This is a genomic window from Aquirufa sp. OSTEICH-129A, assembly GCF_054558355.1.
Map to the genome: position 1 here is coordinate 40555 of NZ_JBPXKC010000001.1, position 21611 is coordinate 62165.

Sequence of the window (21611 nt, forward strand, 5' to 3'; positions counted from 1 at the left end):
TATTTAATTAATGTGTAAATTTGATTGTTTCTAATAGAATTTGATGAAAAGCGCGATTCAACGTTTTTTCTTGGTGTTTTTGTCGGCATGGCTTTTATTAGGTCATGTGGGCTTTGCTTACCAAATATCAAATTGCTTAGTGACTGGCAAGAAGGAGCTTACTTGGGCTGCTCCGGCAGCATCACCATCCTCCTCAACATCGAAAGAAACGCGTATTTCTCGGGCAGCTTGCTATCAATATGCCCAAGTTCAAGTAAAATTTACGTTTGATCAGCAGGTCAAAAAAAATCTAAAATATGTTCTAGAGGCGCAGCCTTTAGCCTTATTGGATTATCCTCCATCTACATCAGTTGCTTATACTTTTTCAGAAAGAGATCAACCGATCATCGAATGTACTTATTGCAGGCCATTGCCTGAGCAATTAGCTTTCATGCAGCGTTACAATATATGATTTGAATCAAATTCGCTTTGAATTTTTTTCTCATATCTTATTGTAATCTTATGTCAATTTACCGAATTATATGCTTGGGATTGCTTTTTACCTTCACGGTAGAAATGCCCCAGAGCTTTGGACAAATCGTACAAGGCCGCGTAATGAGCTTGGATGCTCAAGGAACCATGGAAGACCTATTAGGAGCTTCTGTCTATTTTAGGCCCACAAAAAAAGGAACATTAACGGATGCCAAAGGTGCATTTTCTTTGGATGTACAAGGTAAAACGGGATGGATGCTTTTCAGTTCCAGTGGTTTTATCAGTGATTCTATTTTTGTGGATAAAAATGAATTTTTACACGTTCATTTAAAGCCGGCCAACAAAGAGCTGGACGAAGTACGCGTCACGGCTACTCCAGGAAATCAGGATAATGTGGCTACGCTGCATACGGAAATACTGACCATGAAGACTTTGGCTAAAGCAGCTTGTTGTAATTTGTCGGAAAGCTTTGAGACCAATGCATCGGTATCAGTGAGTTTTGCTGATGCCGTTACGGGAGCTAAGCAGATACAATTACTAGGCTTATCGGGTACTTATGTACAGACCAATGTGGAAAATGTTCCATCCATAAGGGGCTTGAAAACCACATATGGCTTAAATTATTTACCAGGAACATGGATTAAGTCCATTGATTTAGCCAAAGGACAGAGTTCCGTAGTCAACGGATATGAGTCCATGACGGGTGGAATCAACGTAGAATTGGCCAAACCAGATACTTCTGAAAAATATTTTTTGAATGTTTATGCCAATTCCCAAGGTCGATTCGAGATTAACCAGCAAGGTGCTCATCGATTTAATTCAAAATTGTCTACGGGGCTTTTTACCCATTACTCAAAGCAAACAGCACGCTTAGATGGGAATAAAGATGGATTTATGGACTTACCCTTATTTGATTTGTGGAATGTATTAAATCGCTGGAAATATGCTACGGACCGTTGGATGCTTCAATGGGGCGCCTCGTATTTAATGGAGAATCGTTTGGCAGGTCAAAATACCTTTGATGAAAATAGATCTAACCGTTATTTAATTTATGGATTTGGTAGTAAGACCTCTCGTTTTGAAACCTTTGCTAAAATAGCTCGCTTGTTTCCTGATAAACCTTACCAAGGCTTAGGATTGATATTAAATACGGCGCAGCACCAAAATGACTCATATTTTGCTTTCAAAAATTATGTGGGAAGGGAGCAAAGTATGTATGCTAATTTGATCTATCAATCAATTTTTGATAATACCAACCATAGCTGGAAGGCGGGGGCCAGTTTTTTATATGATTCCTATCAAGAGCGCTATATAGATTCTACTTTTGCTCGGACTGAATTAGTTCCCGGGGCATTTTTTGAATACACCTGGACGATTCCCAATCATGTAACCATGGTAGTGGGCAATCGAATCGATTGGCATAATCAATTGGGAACGCAATGGGTTCCTAGGTGGCATTTAAAATGGGACGCAGCAGAAGACTGGATTGTCCGTTTATCAGCGGGAAAAGGGTGGCGCCGAGTGAATCCTTTGGCAGAAAATATGGGTTTCTTGGCTAATGGACGCAGATTGGTGCTTATGGGAGATTTGAACCCTATGGAGAAAGCTTGGAATTTTGGGGCCACCTTGACTAAGAATTTTCAAATTGGAACAAGAAAGGGGAGTTTGGTTTTAGATGCTTTTAGAACGGATTTTGAAAAGCAGTGGATGGTGGATATGGAGAATGGAGGGGAGATTAGAATGTATAGTAATCCAGGAGTATCCTTTGCCAATAGTTGGCAGGCAGAAATAAATTATAGCCCTGTAAAGCGTTTTGAACTGAAGGCGGCATACCGCTACCAAGATGTTCAAGCGGATTATTGGACCGCCAAAGGAACCTTAAGTCGTTTACCCAAAGCCTATTTGAATAAGGAGCGATTATTAGTCAATTTGGCCTATGCTACCCCCTATGAAAAGTGGAAGTATGATCTTACTTGGCAATGGAATGGAAGTCGAAGAATACCAAATGGAAGCTTATCTCATGTGCATGATGGAGCTAGCCCCTTGATAACAGCACCGGCATTTTCTACGGTTTATGCCCAGGTAACTCGACAATTCAAAAAGTGGGAAATGTACCTTGGTGCAGAAAATCTTTTTAATTTTACTCAAGCAAATCCAATTATGTCTGCTAAAGACCCGTTTAGTCGGGGCTTTGATGCAACCATGGTTTGGGGACCTATCGTAGGTCGGATGATTTATACAGGAATGCGTTATAAAATTCAATAAATAGAAAAACAATGAAAAATGTAATCATGATGGCAGGTCTTATGTTGGGAACATATGGCTTGATGGCACAAGAAAAGCAAGAGCATAAGCACGACACCAGCAAAGCGGGTGCGGATAAAAAAGAAGTATATCAATGTCCGATGAAATGTGAGGGAAATAAGACATATGCTAAAAAAGGTAAATGCCCGGCATGTACCATGGAATTAAAAGCAGTTAAAAAATCAGCCTAATGAAAAAACTAATTTTAGCAGCCTTATTGGCTTTGCCATTTGTTAGCTTGGCAGGACCGAAACAAACGATTAAGATTAAGACTTCGGCTATTTGCGAGATGTGCAAAGAGCGTATTGAGAAGAATTTGGCCTTGAGTAAGGGTATTTCTAAGTCGGATTTAGACCTGAAAGACAAAACCATTTTAGTAGAATACAATCCTAAAAAGACTGATGTGGCAGCTATAAAGCGGGCCATTGCAGAAGTAGGATATGATGCTGATGAGGTGGTGGCAGATGGCAAGAGTTACGAAAAATTGCCATCTTGTTGCAAGAAAGGTGCGGCGGCTTCAGCTCATTAATTAGAACAAAAAAAGAAAAAATCAACGCTATTTTCTAACGCTGGCAAGGTTCCAAACCTTGACAGCGTTGAGCGTTGTAACGTTTTTCAATACAATTTTGTTGTCCAATAACCTGATAAAGAAAGTTAACGGGCCTTCATGCTCAAGGCAATACGTTTGCGAGCTTCATCTACTTCCGTGACGGTCACTTGTACTTTTTGCTGGACTTTCACCACCTCATTGGGATCTTTGACGAATTTATCGGCCAGCTGACTTACATGCACTAAACCATCTTGGTGCACCCCAATATCCACAAAAGCACCAAAATTGGTGATGTTGGTCACAATACCTGCTAGCTTCATGCCTACTCGCAAGTCTTTGATGGAATTAACCCCTTCGGTAAATTCAAATGCCTCAAATTGCTCTCTTGGGTCACGTCCTGGTTTAGCTAATTCCTGAACGATGTCCGTTAATGTTGGAATACCTACTTCGGCACTGACATAGCGACTGATCTGTATTTGTTTTCGAAGGGCTTCATTTTGTAGGAGGTCGGCTACCTTGCATTGTAAATCTTTAGCCATTTGTTCTACAATAGGATAACGTTCTGGATGAACCGCACTGGCATCCAAAGGATTACTCGCTTTGCGAATACGTAAAAATGCAGCGGCCTGCTCAAAGGCTTTTTCCCCTAAACGCGGTACTTTCTTTAAGTCAGACCTACGCAGGAAAGGACCATTTTTTTGTCGATAATCAATGATATTTTGGGCCAATTGAGGTCCTAAACCTGAAATATAGGATAGAATTTGCTTAGAGGCGGTGTTCAATTCCACTCCCACTGAGTTTACGCAAGAAATAACGGTGTCATCCAAAGAAGCCTGTAATTTCTTTTGGTCTACATCATGTTGGTATTGACCTACGCCAATCGACTTGGGGTCAATCTTCACTAATTCAGCCAATGGATCCATAAGTCGGCGACCGATGGAAACCGCACCACGAACGGTGATGTCTTTATCTGGGAACTCCTCGCGCGCTACTTCTGAGGCAGAGTAGATGGATGCTCCACTTTCATTCACCATTATAATGCTAATGCCTTCCAAATGGAGATTTTTCACAAAGCTTTCACTTTCCCTTCCTGCTGTGCCATTACCTATTGCAATGGCCTGAATTTGGTATTTCTTTACCCAAGAACGTAGAATTTGCTCGGCTTCCTGTGCTTGACCCGGCCCAGTATGTGGGTAAATGGTCGTATTTTCCATCAAGTTGCCCTGTTCATCCAAGTAAACCAATTTACATCCGGTTCTAAAGCCTGGATCAAGTGAAAGAATACGTTTTTGTCCAAGAGGAGCTGCCAATAGTAGTTGGCGTACATTCTCGGCAAATACTCGAATCGCTTCTTCATCTGCTCGTTTTTTCGCCTCTGCCCGCATTTCGGTCTCCATGGCTGGTTGTAAAAGCCTTTTGTAACCATCTTGTATCGCCAATTCCACTTGGTCAGCGCAGGCATTTCGACCTGTTAGGAATCGACGTTCCAATCGGTCTAATACGTCATCGTCGGGGCCTTCTAAGGACAGCGTTAAAACACCTTCATTTTCGCCTCTAAATAGGGCTAAAACCCGGTGGGAGGGTGCTTGGGCTAATGACTCAGCCCAATCAAAATAATCTTTGTATTTCATGCCAGCTTCTTGCTTGCCTTTGCTGACTTTCGATTTCACTTGGGTTTTTCGTGCAAAAAGCTGACGCGCATCTTCTCTCGCTTCTGCTTTTTCCATCATTTCTTCTGCCATAATATCCCTCGCACCGGCTAAAGCGATATCCACGGAGAGTACTCCTTTTTCTTCATCCAAAAACTTTTCAGCTAAATCTTCTGGCGAAAGGTTCCTTTGTTGAAATAGGACATTGGCTAATTCTTGTAATCCCTTTTCTCGAGCGGCCATGGCACGGGTCTTACGCTTTGGTTTATAAGGAAGGTATAGGTCTTCCAATTTAGCTAAGGTTTCTGCTGCACGAACAGCCCTTTCCAGCTCGGGACTTAGTTTGTCCAGTTCTTTCAAAGATTTTAAAATCGCTTCTCGGCGTTTTTCTAGTTCTATGGACAGCTCCATGGCGTCACGGATATCGCGTATTTGAACCTCGTCCAAACTTCCTGTCATCTCTTTTCGATAACGAGCAATGAAGGGGATCGTGGCGCCTTCTTCCAAGAGGGCAATGGTTTTGCGAACGGCATTTTCGCTCAGCTGTAAGCTAGCGGCAATTTTTTGAAAAGGAATGGACATAAAAGAAAAGGGAAACGGGTCTTACTTTATTCGTTGGTTTCAGGGAATTCATTGTAGAAATAGCCAGCGAATTTCCAGATTTCTTGGATTTCTGTACCAAGAATCGGGTAAGGGTCGTATAGTTTGTTGGTCGACTTTAAAATCAATACATTTTTTTCTTGCAGGTGGTTGATGACTTTTTTCAAAACCACCCCATCTTCGCGCGTCACCACAATGCAGATGGTACCATCTTTGATGTCTTTCCAGTCTTCTACGTATTCAGCAAATACCAAAGAGCCAGATTGTAGGGGTAGCATGGAATCTCCTTTGATTGGGAATACACGGTATTTACGGTCTTTACTCAAAAAAGGCACCTGAAAGGTTGGTAGTTCTTTGATGAATTCTAGGTCGTCATAGGAAGTTGTATACCCTGCCAAAGCTTTTACAGGTACCATTTCGATGTTCTCCTCATTATCGTCGTTTACCGTGGTGGCTAAAATACGTAGCTTCGGTTTATTGGATATGCCTGGGATGCGTTTCGACAAATCCTCCTTGAGTAATTCATCTACTTCAACTTCGAAAAAATTAGCTAAAAGGATTAAATCAGCATATTTGGGTTCTGCTCTTCCGGACTCATAAGAGCCCAAAGTCGGTTTTTTTATTTGTAAAATTTCAGCCAGTTTTTCTTGAGAAGTTTTCTCTGTCATTTTGCTGCGTAAGAATCGTAAATTCTGGCTAAAAAAAGTGCTCATGTATATTGCTTATTAATGTAAAATGAATAAAATTCGTATCCAATTTCGGATATCATTTGTATCGAAATTACAAAAGGTATTCAGAATACCCAAATATCTATCAATTTTATGCAAGACCGCGCCATTGTTCACATGGATTTGGACAGTTTCTTTGTCTCTGTCGAAAGACTACGCGACAGTAGCTTAGTGGGTAAGCCTGTGATTGTCGGGGGCTTATCTGACCGTGGTGTGGTGGCGGCTTGCAGTTATGAAACACGGGCTTTTGGCGTTCGTTCTGCCATGCCCATGCGTATGGCTACGCGGCTTTGTCCGGATGCGATTGTATTACGTGGTGATTTGGAAGCCTATACTCAGTATTCGGAAGCGGTGACATCCTTGATTATGGAGCGGGCTCCTTTGGTAGAGAAAGCTTCCATTGATGAGTTTTATTTGGACATGACTGGGATGGAGCGCTTTTTTGGATCTTATCGTTTTGCTACTGATTTACGGGAACGTATTCAAAAACAAACAGGCTTGCAGATTTCCTTTGGTTTGTCTGTCAATAAAACGGTCTCTAAAGTAGCTACTAACCATGTGAAACCTGCGGGTCAGTACCAGGTCTTGGCTGGGGAAGAAAAGGCTTTTTTGGCCCCCATGCCTGTGAGTAAAATTCCCATGATTGGGTCGGTAACGGCTCAAACGCTACGGAATATGGGCATTGTTCACGTAGGAACATTGAGTCAAATGCCTTTGAAAGTCTTAGAGCGTAGTTTTGGCAAGTCGGGCGTTATGCTCTGGGAACGAGCTAATGGCATCGATCTACGGCCGGTGGTGCCATATTCAGAGCAGAAGTCTTTGTCGAAGGAAATGACTTTCGACCAAGATAGTACCGATGTGGTTTTGTTGAATCGTATACTTGTTTCCTTGACAGAGCAGCTGGCCTATGATTTACGGACTTTGGGGCAGTGTACTTCCTGCGTAACAGTGAAGTTGCGTTATTCCAATTTTGATACACATACGCGACAAATCACCTTACCTGCTACCGCCAGTGACCACCGCTTGATTCCCGCAGTAGTGGAATTGTTTGAGAAGCTCTATGATCGCCGTTTGCTGATACGTTTGATAGGGGTTCGTTTCTCGAAGTTATTGCAAGGGCAGGAGCAGTTGAATCTATTTGATGATGGCGCTCGTTTGGCACCTCTTTACCATGCCATGGATGGCCTAAAGAATCGCTTTGGCGAGTTTTCTATTATACGAGCGAGTGGTTTGATGGGTCGCCATGAACGCCGTAATATTTTGCCTAAATCAGATCAGTAATGTACCTCAACTGCCATTCATATTATAGTTTGCGTTATGGAACGCTATCTCCAGAGGCTTTGGTGGAGGCGGCTGCGGCATTGGGTATCAAGGCTTTGGCATTAACTGACATACATCGAGTATCAGGTATTTATGATTTTTTTCAGGCTTGTCGGCTAGCCCATATCAAGCCTGTCGTGGGGATGGAGTTTCGGCAGGGAGATGCTTGTTATTACATCTGTTTAGCTAAAAATGCTACAGGATTGGCTCAAATCAATGCTTTTGCGAGTCAATATCTATTATCAGCTAAGCCTTGGCCAATCAGGCCCCCTAGTTCACCGGATGTCTGGACCATCTTTCCTTTGGCACGTCGAGAACAATTGAAAAGCTTAGGTCCGCAGGAGCGTTGGGGAGTGAGAGCGAGCGACCGAAATAAGTTGTGGAAGGAGCAGGATTTCTCTTCGCTGGTTTGGTGTCATCCTTTTACTTTTTTGGATAAGCGAGCTTATTCGATGCACCGCTTATTGCGGGCTATCGATCATAATGTGCTATTGAGTAAGCTGCCGCAGGAGGCACAAGCAGCTGAAGATGAGCGTTTGTATAGTCCAGAAGCTTTAGCCGATTTTTGTGCTGATTATCCTAGTTTGTTAGAAGGGGCGGCTAAGATTTTGGATAGTTGTGAATTTCACTTTGAATTTAAGCTAACGAAAAACCGAAAGCTATTCAGCGCTAGTGTTGAGGATGATCAAGCATTATTGGCAAAACTAGCCTACGAGGGAATGCTTTACCGTTATCCGCATCGTTCTAAAGAGGCCAAAGAGCGGATTAAAAAAGAGCTTCAAGTGATTCATGACCTTGCTTTTGAGTCCTATTTTCTCATTACTTGGGACATTATTCGTTATGCTCGTTCTAGGGGCTATTTTCACGTGGGTAGAGGAAGTGGAGCTAACTCCATTGTGGCTTATTGCTTGGGTATTACGGATGTGGACCCTATTGAGCTGGATTTGTATTTTGAACGTTTTATTAATCCTCATCGTACCAGTCCGCCTGATTTTGATATTGATTTTTCTTGGGATGAACGGGATGAAATCATTGATTATATTTTCAAACGCTATGGTGCGCAATACGTCTGTCTATTAGCCACTTATGTTACTTTTCGGGATCGTTCTATTTACCGGGAATTGGCGAAGGTTTTTGGTTTGCCCAAAGCGGAGATTGATGCCTGGATAGCCCCAACGGCAGAATTGAGGCAGTCGAATTCCCAGATTCATCAATGGATTATCAAGTATGGTAATTTGTTGATTGATTTCCCCAATTACCTGAGTATACATGCTGGGGGAATATTGATTTCGGATAAACCTTTGTCGGAATATACTGCCCTAGAGCCTATGCCCAAGGGTTTTCCTATCTGCCAATTTGATATGTATGTTGCCGAGGAAATTGGTTTTGCCAAGTTTGATATTTTGTCGCAAAGAGGTTTAGGGCATATCAAAGAGGCGGTGGAGATTATTCGTCAAAATCGAGGGATTGACATTGATATACATCGAGTGTCTGATTTTAAGCAAGATGAGCGCATCAAAATGCAGTTGGAGAGCCACGAAACGATGGGCTGTTTTTATGTTGAATCTCCTGCGATGCAACAGTTAATCAAGAAGTTACATTGTTCGGATTACTTAACCTTGGTGGCGGCTAGCTCCATCATTCGGCCAGGAGTGGCAAGTTCAGGCATGATGAAGGCCTATATTGAAAGACACCATGCTCCTCATTCCTATCAGCCCGTTCATCCTTTGATGGGGGAATTGATGCAGGAGACGTATGGAGTGATGGTGTATCAAGAAGATGTGATTAAGGTGGCACATTATTTTGCAGGTTTGAGCTTGGCGGAGGCCGATGTCTTACGTCGGGGGATGTCAGGTAAATACCGTTCTAGGGGGGAGTTTGAACGTATTAGGGAGCAGTTTTTTCTTAATTGTGCCCAAAAGGGCTATGAGGAGGCGGTGGCCAAGGAGGTTTGGCGACAAATGGAGAGTTTTAGTGGTTATTCTTTTAGTAAGGCGCATTCGGCCAGTTTTGCGGTGGAGAGCTATCAAAGCTTGTATTTGAAGGCCTATTTTCCTTTGGAGTTCATGGTGGCGGTGATTAATAATTTTGGAGGTTTTTATCGAACGGAGTTTTACGTACATGAGGCTCGTAGGGCAGGAGGACTGGTGGAGGCACCCGAAATCAATGAAAGTAATTATTTGACTCGTTTGGACGGCCGGGTTGTGTATTTGGGTTGGGTACATGTCAAAGGTTTGGAGAAAGGATTGATTCGAGAGCTATTGGAGGCTAGAACCCAGGGCCCTTTTCTATCTTGGGAAGATTTTGCTCGAAGGGTGAGTATAGGTTTGGAGCAAGCCATTATTCTGATTCGAGTGGGGGCTTTTAGACGCTTGGGAACAGGGAAAAAGAATTTGATGTGGGAGGCTTATGCTCGTTTCCAAGGGAAAGTATCCGAGGTAGTAGCTATGGAAATGTTTGAGGATAGCACGGAGATAGGGGTTTTACCTACGCTGGTGCATGAGCCTTTGGAAGATGCTTTTGATGAGTGGGAAATACTCGGTTTTCCCCTTTGTTCTCCTTTTGATTTATTGGACGAATGGCCTGTGACGAGTTTAGATGCCCGCTTATCAGCAGACCGAGGCGATATTTTAGGTTATTTAGTGACCTTAAAGCCTACTTGGACGAAGAAGGGTGAGCGGATGTATTTTGGCTATTTTTTGGATGCACAAGGTGCCTTTTTTGATACGGTACATTTCCCCTCAGATTTAAAGAAATATACCTTCAAGGGTGGAGGCGTTTATTGGATGCAAGGACAAGTCATGGAAGAATTTTGTCATCGCTCTTTACGGGTTTTGCAGATGAAAAAATTAGGCTGGAAAGCCGACCCGAGGTTTTAGGAATGTAGAATGGAGAATGTAGAATGGAGAATGTAGAATGGAGAATGTAGAATGGAGAATGTAGAATGGAGAATGTAGAATGGAGAATGTAGAATTTCACATAGATATTTAAGTGATGAAATAGTTAAAAGTAAATATTAACCCAAAATTCCCCATTCTACATTCTACATTCTTCATTCTTCATTTTATTTCAATTTATACGCAACCACCGATTTTTTGAAAAACGTAGGAACATAAACGATGCGCTGATCTGGGTTATAGCCAATATCAGCTGAATTGTATTTTTTATCGCGCGTGTCCAGCATGGTAGTTAATTGACCAGATTTATCCAGGTAATAAATGATACCAGGCCAGCAAGTAACTACAAAATCACCATTTCCTACAGGCTCTATGCCATCTCCACCTACTTCAGTAGTGGCCACAGATACGAGTTTCTTATCGGCACCAGCTTTGAAAATAACGTTGGCAGTAAGCATATACAATGCATCACCCACCGCTTTTAGCCCATTAACTCCCTTAAGGTCACTTAAATAAAGCGCTGCCTTACCATTTTCTATGCGGTGAACTTTTCCCAATTTAGAGTCAGAAACATAGACAATACCTTGCTGGTCTACCGTAATATCATTTAAGCCAGTAGCTCCTTCAACAGGAATTTTAGTCATTATTTTACCGGAATTCGTATTAATTACGACCACTTCTGATACATCAGCTACGTATAATTGCTGCTTCCAAATCCCCATACCTTTGGGCGCATTTAAACCTGTGACCCATGTTGCATTCAAAATTTTGCCATTTTTATCGAGTTTGGCAATTTCACCCTTACCATCTACATCCCATGGTTGTCCATCAATTAATGCTGCATAAAGACTACCTTGATGGTATAAAACAGACTCAGGAACGGCGAGGGTAGTATCACTCTCCCATACTTTTTCTAGTGTATGTTGGGCTTGTGCAGTCCAAGAAAGTACTAAAAACAGAGCAAATAGTAAGTTTTTCATTGTTAACAAGATAAATGGATTAGAATAATATGTTTTCAAATGTTTAATTTACAAATTTTTGATTGTCTTGCTAATCATGGGCCATACCTAGCCTTAGATAGTTTCACCAAAAGTCAATAAATTATAATCAGGATCAAGTAATGAAAATTCTTTTTGTCCCCAAGGTTTAACATGAAGATGACCATTGGGATGGATTTTTACTTGATTATTTACCAAGCTTTGGTATAGTTCATCTATTTGCCGGGCTCTGATATAAACCTGTCCATAATTTTCCTCGGGAATTAAATCCTTAAATTCAAAAAAATGGATTTGAATTTGATCTTTTTGTAACATCAAATATCCTTCATAGTCTGCTTGGCCAACTTCCTGAAATCCTAGTTGGTTTACATAATAATCCCTAGTAAGGGCTTTATTTCGCATAGGTAATTTGGGATGTATTTCGGAGAGCATGAGTCTTTATTTTTTCAAAAGATAGTTTTTAATATTGGAATAATAGGTTTATTTCTGGATAAATCGCTTGAAAGAAACGAGGGATATTTATCCAAAAAGCAGCGTTTGTTCTCCAATATTTTTCACGCGCTGAGCCTGCATTTTAGAACTATCCAATGGTTTGAAAAAGGATTTGATTTCTTCACTCGACAAATCTGCTAGCCAATCTCTTTCTTGTTCTGCCTCAAGGATTAAAGGCATTCGCTTTTTGGTATTGTGAATTTCCTCCATCAATTCATTGGCGGGGGTGGTAATGATGGAAAAGGAGGGTTGAAGGGATCTTGTTTGTGGATTATGCCAAATGGCATAAACTCCAGCCAAAGCAAAGGACCCATTTTCTTTCAAATGTATGTGGTATTCAATCTTATCTTTACCAAGGTGTTGCCATTCATAAAAGCCATCAATTAGAATTAAACAGCGTTGTTTTAAGATGGAAGGCTCAAATGAAGGCTTTTCAAATATACTTTCTGATTTGGCATTTAGGGTGTTTTTAGGCAAATCTCGGGCTTGCTCTGTGTTGGCCCATGCTGGAATTAGGCCCCAAGGAATTAATTGTATGAGTTCCGGTTTTCCTTGGGTGATAATAGGTAGCGCCGCTCGGGTGAAACCAGAAATTTTCCCTTGTGGTGCTTGGGATTCATCATATTTTGCCTGCGCTTTGAACCTTGCTTCTAAGGCTTTTTTAGAACTAGTCTGGTCGGTATAATAACACATGCAGGTAAATGATCAAAAATAAGCGGTAAATTTCGCTCTCAAATTACTACCTTTTTTTGATTTTTGGGGAGGTGATTTTTAATGGCTAATATTTCTCCTTTTGCGTATCGTGCAAATCATTTATTGATTAGCATTCATGATGGAACTGTCAGCATTTTGCCTTAGACTTTGAAACAATCGAGTTATTTTCTCGTTATTTGTAAAAAAAGCATTTATGAAATCATTCTTTATTTCTTGCATCGTTTTTTTATGTTTTCAAGCTTGTGGTCAAAGACCCAAGGATGCTGCTCAAGCAAATATACCTATGAAAGATTTACCTAAGTCAGAGGCCGAATGGAAGGCCAAGTTAACACCCGATGAATATTATATATTACGTCAAAAAGGGACAGAAAGACCATTTACGGGGAAATTTTTAATGCACAATGAAAAAGGCATTTACACATGCCGTGGTTGTGGGGCTCATTTATTTTCCTCCAATTCCAAATTTGATGCTCACTGCGGATGGCCTAGTTTTGATAAAGAAATCAAAGCAGGCGTGATTAAAGAGACGGTTGACAATTCCTTAGGCATGCGCCGTATCGAAATTACCTGTGGAAAATGCGGAGGACATTTAGGCCACGTATTTGATGATGGTCCTACAGATACGGGTTTACGCTATTGCGTTAATTCAGTTTCCTTGAGCTTTGAACCAAGTAAATAGTCTTTGAAAATCCTGGTCAGTTAAGCTAGTTCGCCAAAACCGACCTGGATTTTTTTATAATTTATCCAATTCAGAACGTCTAATTAATCCAACGTTTTTCCAGGTTAATTTTCCATCTAGATATAGCTCCAAGTAGGGAATTGCTTCGATATTTTTAGCCTTTGCCAATTCAGGATTGGCATCTACATCGATTTTAATAAGTTCGACTTCGCCTTTTTGATCCTTAACATAAGCTTCTAATATGGGGCTTAATTGTTTGCATGGGCCGCACCAAGTGGCATTGTAATCAATGATTACCTTTTTCTTGCCTTTAATTTGGGTTTCGAACGCAGCTAAACTCATCCCTTCTTGCCTGCTTTCGCTACCAGATTCTGTCGATAAAGGCAAACTAGCAGCATTCCATGCCAAGATACCTCCACCTAAATTATATACCTGCTTGAAGCCCATCGAAATCAATTGTTGGGCTGCTTGAGATGAACGACCTCCCGACAAACAGTAGACATACACGGCTTTGTTTTTATCTAATGTAGCAACTGTTTGTTGGAACAGTTCTGAACTAATATCTGCTGAAATAGCACCAGCAATGTGTCCACCATCAAATTCTTCTGGGGTTCTTACATCCAACAGTTGATTGGAAGCACCAGTTTGGATGGCTTGTTGGAATTCGGTGGCACTTACGTCCTGTAATCCTTCGCCTGCAGGCTGGGAGCAAGAAAAAAGTGTAAGTGAGAAAAGGAGGGAGAAGAGGAGGGATTTCATATTAATGTAGAATGAAGAATTAAGAATGTAGAATGGAATGAAGAATGTAGAATGTAGAATGGAATGAAGAATGAAGAATGAAGAATGTAGAATTAAGAATGAAGAAAAGTTAGTTGTTTGTTTAAGTCAAGTGACCTGAAAATAAGCAATAATTCTATATTCTTCATTCTACATTGATTTAACTATACTGTTGAATGATCCCCACCAAGGTATGGGCAGGAATGACACCCGATTGTCGCCAAACTGATTTACCATTTTTGAATAGAATCATGGTAGGAACAGAGCGAATCTGGAATTTTTCCGCAGTTTTTCGGTTTTTGTCCACATCTACCTTGATGATTTTTGCGGAATCGCCAATTTTGGCTTTTACTTGCTCCAAAATAGGCTTTAATTGTTTACATGGTCCACACCATTCTGCTGAGAAGTCGACCAGCACTGGCTGTTCTGATTTTAGTAATTCTGAAAAATTGCTCATAATAATGGCTTTTATATAGACTAAACTATCTTAATGACATCCAAGTTCCACCATTGTGAACTTCTTGGAACCCATGAGATTTCAATAAGCGTTTGGCGGCACCACTACGCATACCAGAGGCGCAACAAGTGATGATAACATCTTCTTTTTTTAATTTATTTAAATTGCTGGCCAAGGTTTGTAAAGGTAGATTGATAGAACCTTTCACATGCCCTTGCTTGTATTCGGCTGCAGTTCGAACATCCACAATTTTTGCCCCAGATTTAATGAGTGCTGCCACATCTACTTTGGAGCCTAAACCCAATAAATTTTTAAGAAATTCGATCATGATTTTGTTTGTTTATTTATGTCACAAAGCTACATGCCATTTTACTTGTTTGGCGTGACAATTGTCTCTTTGGATTTTCTTAAACGAAACATTTGCTGGCAACAAAATCAAGGACAAAAGCCTTGCCTTGGTGCAATGGACCTTCGTTTAATACCCTTGCATTTTCTTGGCAAAATTCTATGTTTAATCCAGCAAAATCTTCTTTCAACTCATCTAGGTGAAATAACATGTTTACATCCTTGGGTCCGCCAGAATCCAGGCCCAATTGATTTTTAGAAAACCCTTCTAGGATAATTTTCCCACCTGGTTTTAGCCATTTGATACATTGTTGATGGAATTTTCTACGCTCTTCAGGCGGTAAATGAAAGTAAACCAAGGCGATTGCATCAAATGACTCTAATGGATATCTAACATTGTTTGCATCAATGCATTCATAATGTAGGTTAATAGACTTTTCACTCGCCAACCTAATGGCTTTTCCTTGGGCGGTATCACTGCTATCAAAGGCATATACTTCCCATCCTAATTGTGCCGCAAAAACTGCGTCACGGCCTTCACCTGCTGCAGGAACAAGTAGGCGGCCTATGGGTAATTGGGTTAATTGATTTTTTAAAAAATCATTGGGTTCAATTCCATATTGGTATTCTTTTGAGTTATACCGAGAATTCCATATTGTTTTCATGTGTAGATTGCTTACTTTCGAAAAAAATTAGAAAATGAAAAAAATCCTTGTTACTTCTGTTTTTGCATTACTATTCACTTTTCATTCTTTAGCGCAGTCGCCTGCTCACAAAATTGTGATTCAGGTGAACACCTCGGACACCACTGCTTGGCATGGTGTGGTTCGTAATATTGGTAATCTTCAAACCGCCTTGGGTCCAAATACTTCCATTGAAGTGGTTGCTCATGGTTCAGGTATTGGTTTATTAATAGATTCAAAAACTACTCAAAAGGCTAAAATTGCAGAATTAGCGGCTAAAGGAGTTTCATTTGTGGCTTGTGAGAATACCATTCGCATGAATAAAATTGATAAAGCAACTATACTTCCTCAATCAGGTTTTGTGCCTTCTGGCGTGGCTGAAGTGGTTTTAAAGCAAGAAGCAGGTTGGTCCTACTTGAAACCATAATCCTCTTCCCATTTCTTATCAGCTGGAAGCAATCAAGGTTTCCAGCTACTTTACATTCTTCCAGGTAATATCTCATTCCAGTATAACCAAGGTAAAATTTTCGTTTTTAATTGGTACATCGACCACCTTTCTTTGGATTGATCGAAAGGAAAGGTCTCCGTTGGGACATTATTGTAATCAAATTCGGCCAAGACTAATTTTCCATAGCCTGTGACAATTGGGCAGGAAGAGTAGCCATTGTAAAATGCCATCAAATCCTCTCCTTTAATCAGCGAAAGTAAATTAGCCACCACTACTGGTGCCTGTTTACGTATAGCGGCACCTGTTCTGGAAACTGGGATTCCTGCTACGTCTCCGCAAGAGAAAACATTGGGGAATCGTAGGTGTTGAAGGCTATGTTTGTTGACCTCTACCCATCCAGCCGCATTTGCCAAGCTGCTTTTTCGAATAAAATCTGGGGCAGATTGCGGTGGAGTCACATGGATCATGTCATATGCTACCCAATATTCTTGATCTTTATTACTATCTCCAATTCCTACAAACTTAGCTTTTTTGGCTAATCCATCAATCTCTACCAACTTGACAAAGAAATGGGTTTGTATACCGTAGCGTTGAATGACTTTTTTAAGTGTTTTCTCATATTTTTCAACTCCAAAAATACGTGTTCCTCCACTCCAAAATGATACTTGAGCAGCTTTATGATGTTTTTTGAAATAGTCTGAAGACATATACATCACTTTTTGCGGTGCTCCTCCACATTTTACGGGAGTGGGAGGATTGGTAAATACCGCCTTGCCATTTTTGGGTAAAGATTGGACACATTCCCAGGTATAGGGAGCTGTTTCAAAACTATAATTCGAACAAACCCCATTTTTTCCTAGGCTTTCTTCCAATCCCTTTATTTCAGACCAATTGAGTTGAATACCAGGGCAAACGATGAGGTAGTCATAATAAATGGATTGCCCATTGTTTAAGTCTAGTTTATTTTTTTCTGCTTGAACTTCGCTAACCATGGCTTTTATCCAAGTAACTTTCTTAGGCATCACGGAGGCTTCATCTCGTACAGTTTTTTGAATGTCAAATACTCCACCACCTACTAAAGTCCATGCTGGCTGATAAAAATGTTTCTCTGCTGCATCAATCAAGGCAATATCTAAGTTGGAATCCTGGCGCAATAATTGACTGGCCACGGAAATACCCGCATTACCGCCACCAATGATGATGATTTGATGATGAATTCTCATGTGGATTTTGTTTTAATTATATGTAATATTAGGATATTCAAGCTTAGTGAATCGTGATATTTGTCACTATGCGAGGCAATTGCACTGAGTAATTTTGAGTTATAAATACCCATGTTAAAATGAAATCAAATCAATCCCGCTTAAATTCATTCGATACCCTCATTCGGTTCCTATATGGCCTAGTTGTTGTACTATTTGCCTTAATGATTTATTTGATTTTGGACCCCGATGAGGTAAAAGAGAAAAATCTGTCAGGAGCGGATTCCACGGCCAGATTTGTGCCTGTTGATACCAATTTTACCCATGTTTGGACGGCACCTTCCGACTGGCGTATGATGTATTTATCGGCATCTCAAATGGAATTGGTACTTTATGGTCGTGAGTTGATAGCGCATACTTCAGATTATTTGGGTCCAAAAGGTTCGGTTAGAGCTATGTCAAATGGCATGAATTGCCAAAATTGTCATTTGAAGGCGGGCACTCAGCCTTGGGGGAATAATTATTTTGCTGTAGAATCTACCTATCCCAAGTTTCGAGCACGTTCGGGTACTGTTGAGAATCAAATTAAACGGGTTAATGATTGTTTTGAACGTAGTTTAAACGGGGCTAAGTTGGACTCCTCCAGTAAAGAAATGCAGTCGATATTGGCTTATATAGCTTGGTTAGGTCAGGATGTTGAAAAAGGAAAAATCCCTAGGGGAGCTGGAATATTTAAGTTGAAGTCAATGAAACGCGCCGCGGATCCTGAGAAGGGGAAAATGGTGTATGATAGTAAGTGTCAATCTTGTCATCAGGCAAATGGGGAAGGAGTATTAGCAGCTGGAGGAAAATCCTATACTTATCCGCCAGTATGGGGAATGCACAGTTATAATCAAGGAGCGGGCTTGTTTCGCATTTCCAATTTAGCAGGCTATGTCAAGTACAACATGCCTTTGGGAACCACCTATGAAAAAGCGCAATTGACGGATGAGGAAGCTTGGGATGTGGCGGCCTTCATTAATTCCATGCCAAGGCCTGGAAAGGATTTATCTACAGATTGGCCAGATATTTCAGCTAAGCCTTTTGATCATCCATTTGGTCCTTATGTAGACCCTTTCCCAGAATCTCAACATAAATTTGGTCCCTATAAGCCCATCAAGGATTGGATTAAAAAACATAAAAAATCGAAAAGCTAAACCAATGAACTCTAGAAGAAAATTTTTACAAGGTGGGCTACTAAGTAGTGTCGCCGCATTGTCTCCACTAGCTCCTTTGGAAGCTAAATTGACTTCCCCAAAATCCAATCCTGCAAAGCCGGATTCCGGTAAAATTACAATTTTACAAACCACCGATGTGCATTGTCAATTACACGCACATGATGAGTTATTTTGGGAGAATGAAGAGCTCGTTTTTCGAAAAGCGGGTGGATATGCGCACATGGCCTCGGCCTTAGACAAAATAAAACAAGGTAATCCTGAAAATACCATTACGTTAGATACTGGAGATATGTTTCAGGGATCCATGTTATCGGTGAAAACAACGGGCCAGGCATTTGTTCCCTTGTTGAATGCTATGAATTATGATTTGTATCTACCCGGAAACTGGGAAGTTGTTTATTATAAGAAAAATATGCAAAAACTATTGGGTGGCCTTTTAGCTCCTAAAATTTGTGCAAATATGTATCATGATTTAGGTGATGGTAAGAAAGGAGAATTGATTTTTCAACCGTATCAAATCATGCATCGTTTGGGGATTAAAATTGGTTTCTTAGGTTATACGGATCCCTTAGTTCCTCTTCGTCAATCACCTTTGTACAGTAAAGGTATTTTATATACCAAACCTGAAGAAAATTTAAAAGAATATGTGACGCTATTACGCGAACAAGAGCAATGCGATTTTGTTATTATCTTATCTCATTTAGGTCTTTCCCAACAAATTGCATTAGGGAATAATCCTCATTGTGAAGGGGTCGATTATATTTTTGGCGCTGATACACATGAGCGGGTACGTAAGCCGATTCAGGCAGAATATACAAAGATTGTGGAACCTGGCGCTTTCGGATCTTTCATAGGGAAGTTAGATATTCATGTTAAAAACGGAAAATTGACTGGTTCCTCTTACGAATTAGTAGAAGTAGATCCCATTAAATATCCAGCAAAAAAGGAGATTTTAACCTTAGTAAATGAGTTGGAGGGCCAATGGAAGACTGAAATTAATAAAGTAATAGGTTATAGTACTTTACCCTTATATCGAAATTTTGTGGTTGAAAATACGATCGATACCTTGATTGTAGATGCCTTAAAATGGAAGGTAAATGCAGATGTTGTATTGTCTAATGGTTTTCGATTTTGTCCACCGCTTGTTCCGGGAAAAGATGGTAAAGTAGCCATTACAGAAGGTTATTTGTATGATATGTTACCTGTGGATTCCACGATTAGAACAGCGAAAGCAACAGGCCAACAAATCTTAAATTGGTTAGAAAAGGAGTTACAAAATGTGTTTGCACAGGATGCTTCCTTACGATTTGGAGGGTGGTTAATTCGATTTAAAGGTATGCAAGTGGAATTCAAAGCATTTGAGCGAGTAGGACATCGCGTTCAAAAAGTCATCATTGGTGGTGCTCCTTTGGAGTTAGAAAAATTATATGTTTTGTGTGCATGTGAACGTGAAGGTGATCCTGAGGATATGCTTTGTCGTATGAAAGGTGTAAAGGAATCCAAAAATACTGCTTATACGTTGCATAGTATGATGAAAGAGTATCTGGCTAAATTCTCTCCAGTGACTCCTACCTTACGGCATGATGCTAAAATCCTTGATGGGCCACAATCATTATTAAGTCAGGTAACAGGCGTGGATTACACATTTAGGTAGAAGCATAAATACACTAAAGCATTAGCCTTAGGTAACTTCTTTAATTACTTTCGACATTTAAATTTAATTAAAATAAAAAGAGGGATTTCGATGAAAGTCAAAATCCCTCTTTTTTATTAGACCAAGTATATCATTAGTGAGGTAATTGATCCCTAAACTTACCGTATACCCAAGTACCAGCAATGGCACTTAAAATAACCACTGAAATGGATAATACTCCGGTGCCTAATTGAGCAAATAGGGGGCCAGGACAAGCACCTGTGATAGCCCAACCAAATCCGAACATCAAGCCTCCGTAGATTTGTCCTTTGTTAAACTTTTTATCCGTGAAAGTAATATCCTCTCCGTGAATGGTTTTCACATTGAATTTCTTGATTAAAAATACAGAAATAGCCCCTACCACTACGGCGGTTCCAATCACGCCATACATGTGGAAGCTTTGCAAACGAAACATCTCTTGAATTCTGAACCAAGAAATAATCTCGGCCTTTACGAAAACAATACCAAAAACTAAGCCTACGGCCAAATACTTAAAATTATACCACCAAGGGTGCTTTAATTCAGATTCATTGATGCACATGGCATCTAATGATCTTACTTCAAAATCGACTGGGTTGCTATGAACTACTTTTTTATTTTCCATGGTGATTAAAGGCTAAGAATGTAAGGTAAAATGAAATTGGCCATGATGAATCCACCTACCATGAAGCAGATTGTCGCCACTAGGGATGGCCATTGAAGATTACTTAATCCCATGATGGCATGTCCTGAAGTACATCCTCCTGCATATCGAGTGCCAAAACCGACTAAAAATCCGCCGCCGATCATCATAATTAATCCTTTGGCTGTGAATAAATTTTCAAAGGAAAATAACTGCACTGGTACTAATCCAGAAAAGTCGGTTATACCATAAGTAGCTAATTCATTGGCCAAATCAGGGTGAATAATGATTGGCTCATTTGAGCCTAATAAAGTAGCAGACAAATAGCCACCTATCAAAATTCCACCTACAAAGTATAAATTCCAAGTTTCTTTTTTCCATTCGTATTTGAAAAAGGAAATATTACTCGGAAAACAAGCGGCACAAATATGCCTCAAATTAGAAGATATGCCAAAATGCTTATTGCCTAGAAGCAATAGAGCCGGTACGATTAAGCCGATTAAGGCCCCCGCCACGTACCATGGCCAGGGTTGAGAAATGGTTTCTATCATAATTTTATTTGGTAAGCTTTTTTTTTCAGTTATGAGTGTTTAGTTATTAGTTATTAGTTATTAGTTATTAGAGTTTAGTTATTAGAGTTTAGTTATTAGAGTTTAGTTATTAGAGTTTAGTTATTAGAGTTTAGTTATTAGAGTTTAGTTATTAGAGTTTAGTTATTAGAGTTTAGTTATTAGAGTTTAGTTATTAGAGTTTAGTTATTAGAGT

General features: G+C 40.3%; 22 protein-coding genes. 10 read left to right on the forward strand and 12 right to left on the reverse strand.

The genetic code is table 11. The annotated features are described in order from the left end of the window. Positions 1 to 43: 43 nt before the first annotated feature. Genes SKC36_RS00200 through SKC36_RS00215 form a run of 4 tightly spaced genes read left to right on the forward strand, consistent with a single transcriptional unit; the run spans position 44 to position 3304 of the window. Positions 44 to 451 carry a hypothetical protein gene (locus SKC36_RS00200; RefSeq protein WP_459463868.1) on the forward strand — a complete coding sequence of 136 codons (408 nt, stop codon included), beginning with the start codon at positions 44 to 46 and terminating at the stop codon, positions 449 to 451. Between the two features lie 50 nt (positions 452 to 501). Continuing rightward, the gene (locus tag SKC36_RS00205; protein WP_459463870.1) at positions 502 to 2736 is read left to right on the forward strand and encodes a TonB-dependent receptor; all 2235 of its coding nucleotides are present in this window, start codon (positions 502 to 504) and stop codon (positions 2734 to 2736) included. A gap of 11 nt (positions 2737 to 2747) precedes the next feature. After that, positions 2748 to 2966 (forward strand): heavy metal-binding domain-containing protein, encoded by a 219-nt coding sequence (locus tag SKC36_RS00210; RefSeq protein WP_459454811.1) that lies wholly within the window; start codon positions 2748 to 2750, stop codon positions 2964 to 2966. Continuing rightward, positions 2966 to 3304 (forward strand): heavy-metal-associated domain-containing protein, encoded by a 339-nt coding sequence (locus tag SKC36_RS00215; protein ID WP_459454812.1) that lies wholly within the window; start codon positions 2966 to 2968, stop codon positions 3302 to 3304. The genes SKC36_RS00210 and SKC36_RS00215 overlap by 1 nt, the downstream gene beginning before the upstream one ends. Before the next feature lie 125 nt (positions 3305 to 3429). On the opposite strand, the gene SKC36_RS00220 is transcribed toward SKC36_RS00215, so the two are convergent. Continuing rightward, positions 3430 to 5556, reverse strand: coding sequence for a Tex family protein (locus SKC36_RS00220; RefSeq protein ID WP_459463872.1), 2127 nt, complete (start codon positions 5554 to 5556; stop codon positions 3430 to 3432). 26 nt (positions 5557 to 5582) lie between these two features. Continuing rightward, entirely contained in the window at positions 5583 to 6287 is a 705-nt protein-coding gene (locus tag SKC36_RS00225) for an XRE family transcriptional regulator (RefSeq protein WP_459454814.1), read from the reverse strand. 108 nt (positions 6288 to 6395) lie between these two features. Here SKC36_RS00225 and dinB point away from each other — a divergent pair, with 108 nt between their 5' ends. Beyond that, positions 6396 to 7583 carry a DNA polymerase IV gene (gene dinB / locus SKC36_RS00230; RefSeq protein ID WP_459454815.1) on the forward strand — a complete coding sequence of 396 codons (1188 nt, stop codon included), beginning with the start codon at positions 6396 to 6398 and terminating at the stop codon, positions 7581 to 7583. Beyond that, positions 7583 to 10501, forward strand: coding sequence for a DNA polymerase III subunit alpha (locus tag SKC36_RS00235; protein WP_459463874.1), 2919 nt, complete (start codon positions 7583 to 7585; stop codon positions 10499 to 10501). Before dinB ends, SKC36_RS00235 begins: the two co-directional genes overlap by 1 nt. 185 nt (positions 10502 to 10686) lie before the next feature. On the opposite strand, the gene SKC36_RS00240 is transcribed toward SKC36_RS00235, so the two are convergent. The 3 genes from SKC36_RS00240 to SKC36_RS00250 form a co-directional block, all read right to left on the reverse strand. Further along, on the reverse strand, positions 10687 to 11499 hold the full coding sequence (locus SKC36_RS00240; RefSeq protein WP_459463876.1) for an SMP-30/gluconolactonase/LRE family protein: 813 nt from the start codon (positions 11497 to 11499) through the stop codon (positions 10687 to 10689). A gap of 93 nt (positions 11500 to 11592) precedes the next feature. Further along, the gene (locus SKC36_RS00245; protein WP_459463878.1) at positions 11593 to 11949 is read right to left on the reverse strand and encodes a bleomycin resistance protein; all 357 of its coding nucleotides are present in this window, start codon (positions 11947 to 11949) and stop codon (positions 11593 to 11595) included. 87 nt (positions 11950 to 12036) lie between these two features. Further along, entirely contained in the window at positions 12037 to 12702 is a 666-nt protein-coding gene (locus tag SKC36_RS00250) for an SOS response-associated peptidase (RefSeq protein ID WP_459463880.1), read from the reverse strand. A gap of 214 nt (positions 12703 to 12916) precedes the next feature. Between SKC36_RS00250 and msrB the strand changes: the two genes are divergently transcribed. Beyond that, complete coding sequence (gene msrB / locus SKC36_RS00255; RefSeq protein WP_459454820.1) at positions 12917 to 13402, forward strand: peptide-methionine (R)-S-oxide reductase MsrB; 486 nt, start codon at positions 12917 to 12919, stop codon at positions 13400 to 13402. Positions 13403 to 13456: 54 nt separating this feature from the next. Here msrB and SKC36_RS00260 read toward each other — a convergent pair whose 3' ends face one another. The 4 genes from SKC36_RS00260 to SKC36_RS00275 all read right to left on the reverse strand — a co-directional run bounded on the left by SKC36_RS00260 (position 13457) and on the right by SKC36_RS00275 (position 15646). Beyond that, positions 13457 to 14161, reverse strand: a complete 705-nt coding sequence (locus SKC36_RS00260) for a thioredoxin domain-containing protein (RefSeq protein ID WP_459463882.1) — start codon at positions 14159 to 14161, stop codon at positions 13457 to 13459. Between the two features lie 178 nt (positions 14162 to 14339). Further along, complete coding sequence (gene trxA / locus SKC36_RS00265; protein WP_459454822.1) at positions 14340 to 14636, reverse strand: thioredoxin; 297 nt, start codon at positions 14634 to 14636, stop codon at positions 14340 to 14342. Between the two features lie 25 nt (positions 14637 to 14661). Continuing rightward, positions 14662 to 14964, reverse strand: coding sequence for a rhodanese-like domain-containing protein (locus tag SKC36_RS00270; protein ID WP_459463884.1), 303 nt, complete (start codon positions 14962 to 14964; stop codon positions 14662 to 14664). A gap of 79 nt (positions 14965 to 15043) precedes the next feature. Further along, complete coding sequence (locus SKC36_RS00275; protein WP_459463886.1) at positions 15044 to 15646, reverse strand: class I SAM-dependent methyltransferase; 603 nt, start codon at positions 15644 to 15646, stop codon at positions 15044 to 15046. Between the two features lie 34 nt (positions 15647 to 15680). On the opposite strand from SKC36_RS00275, the gene SKC36_RS00280 reads away from it, so the two are divergent. Beyond that, positions 15681 to 16091, forward strand: a complete 411-nt coding sequence (locus SKC36_RS00280; protein WP_459454825.1) for a DsrE family protein — start codon at positions 15681 to 15683, stop codon at positions 16089 to 16091. 50 nt (positions 16092 to 16141) lie between these two features. Here the strand turns inward: SKC36_RS00280 and SKC36_RS00285 are convergent, their stop codons facing one another. Beyond that, positions 16142 to 17335, reverse strand: coding sequence for an NAD(P)/FAD-dependent oxidoreductase (locus tag SKC36_RS00285; protein WP_459463888.1), 1194 nt, complete (start codon positions 17333 to 17335; stop codon positions 16142 to 16144). 119 nt (positions 17336 to 17454) lie between these two features. Here SKC36_RS00285 and SKC36_RS00290 point away from each other — a divergent pair, with 119 nt between their 5' ends. Together SKC36_RS00290 and SKC36_RS00295 are read left to right on the forward strand one after the other, a co-directional pair. Then, positions 17455 to 18510 (forward strand): c-type cytochrome, encoded by a 1056-nt coding sequence (locus SKC36_RS00290; RefSeq protein ID WP_459463890.1) that lies wholly within the window; start codon positions 17455 to 17457, stop codon positions 18508 to 18510. 4 nt (positions 18511 to 18514) lie between these two features. After that, entirely contained in the window at positions 18515 to 20185 is a 1671-nt protein-coding gene (locus SKC36_RS00295) for a bifunctional metallophosphatase/5'-nucleotidase (RefSeq protein WP_459463892.1), read from the forward strand. Between the two features lie 133 nt (positions 20186 to 20318). Here the strand turns inward: SKC36_RS00295 and SKC36_RS00300 are convergent, their stop codons facing one another. Continuing rightward, positions 20319 to 20765: a DUF6691 family protein gene (locus SKC36_RS00300; RefSeq protein ID WP_459454891.1), complete on the reverse strand. Its 447-nt coding sequence runs from the start codon at positions 20763 to 20765 to the stop codon at positions 20319 to 20321. A gap of 68 nt (positions 20766 to 20833) precedes the next feature. Continuing rightward, a complete protein-coding gene (locus tag SKC36_RS00305; protein ID WP_459463894.1) occupies positions 20834 to 21397 on the reverse strand; it encodes a YeeE/YedE family protein in 564 nt (187 codons plus the stop codon). Between the last annotated feature and the right edge of the window lie 214 nt (positions 21398 to 21611).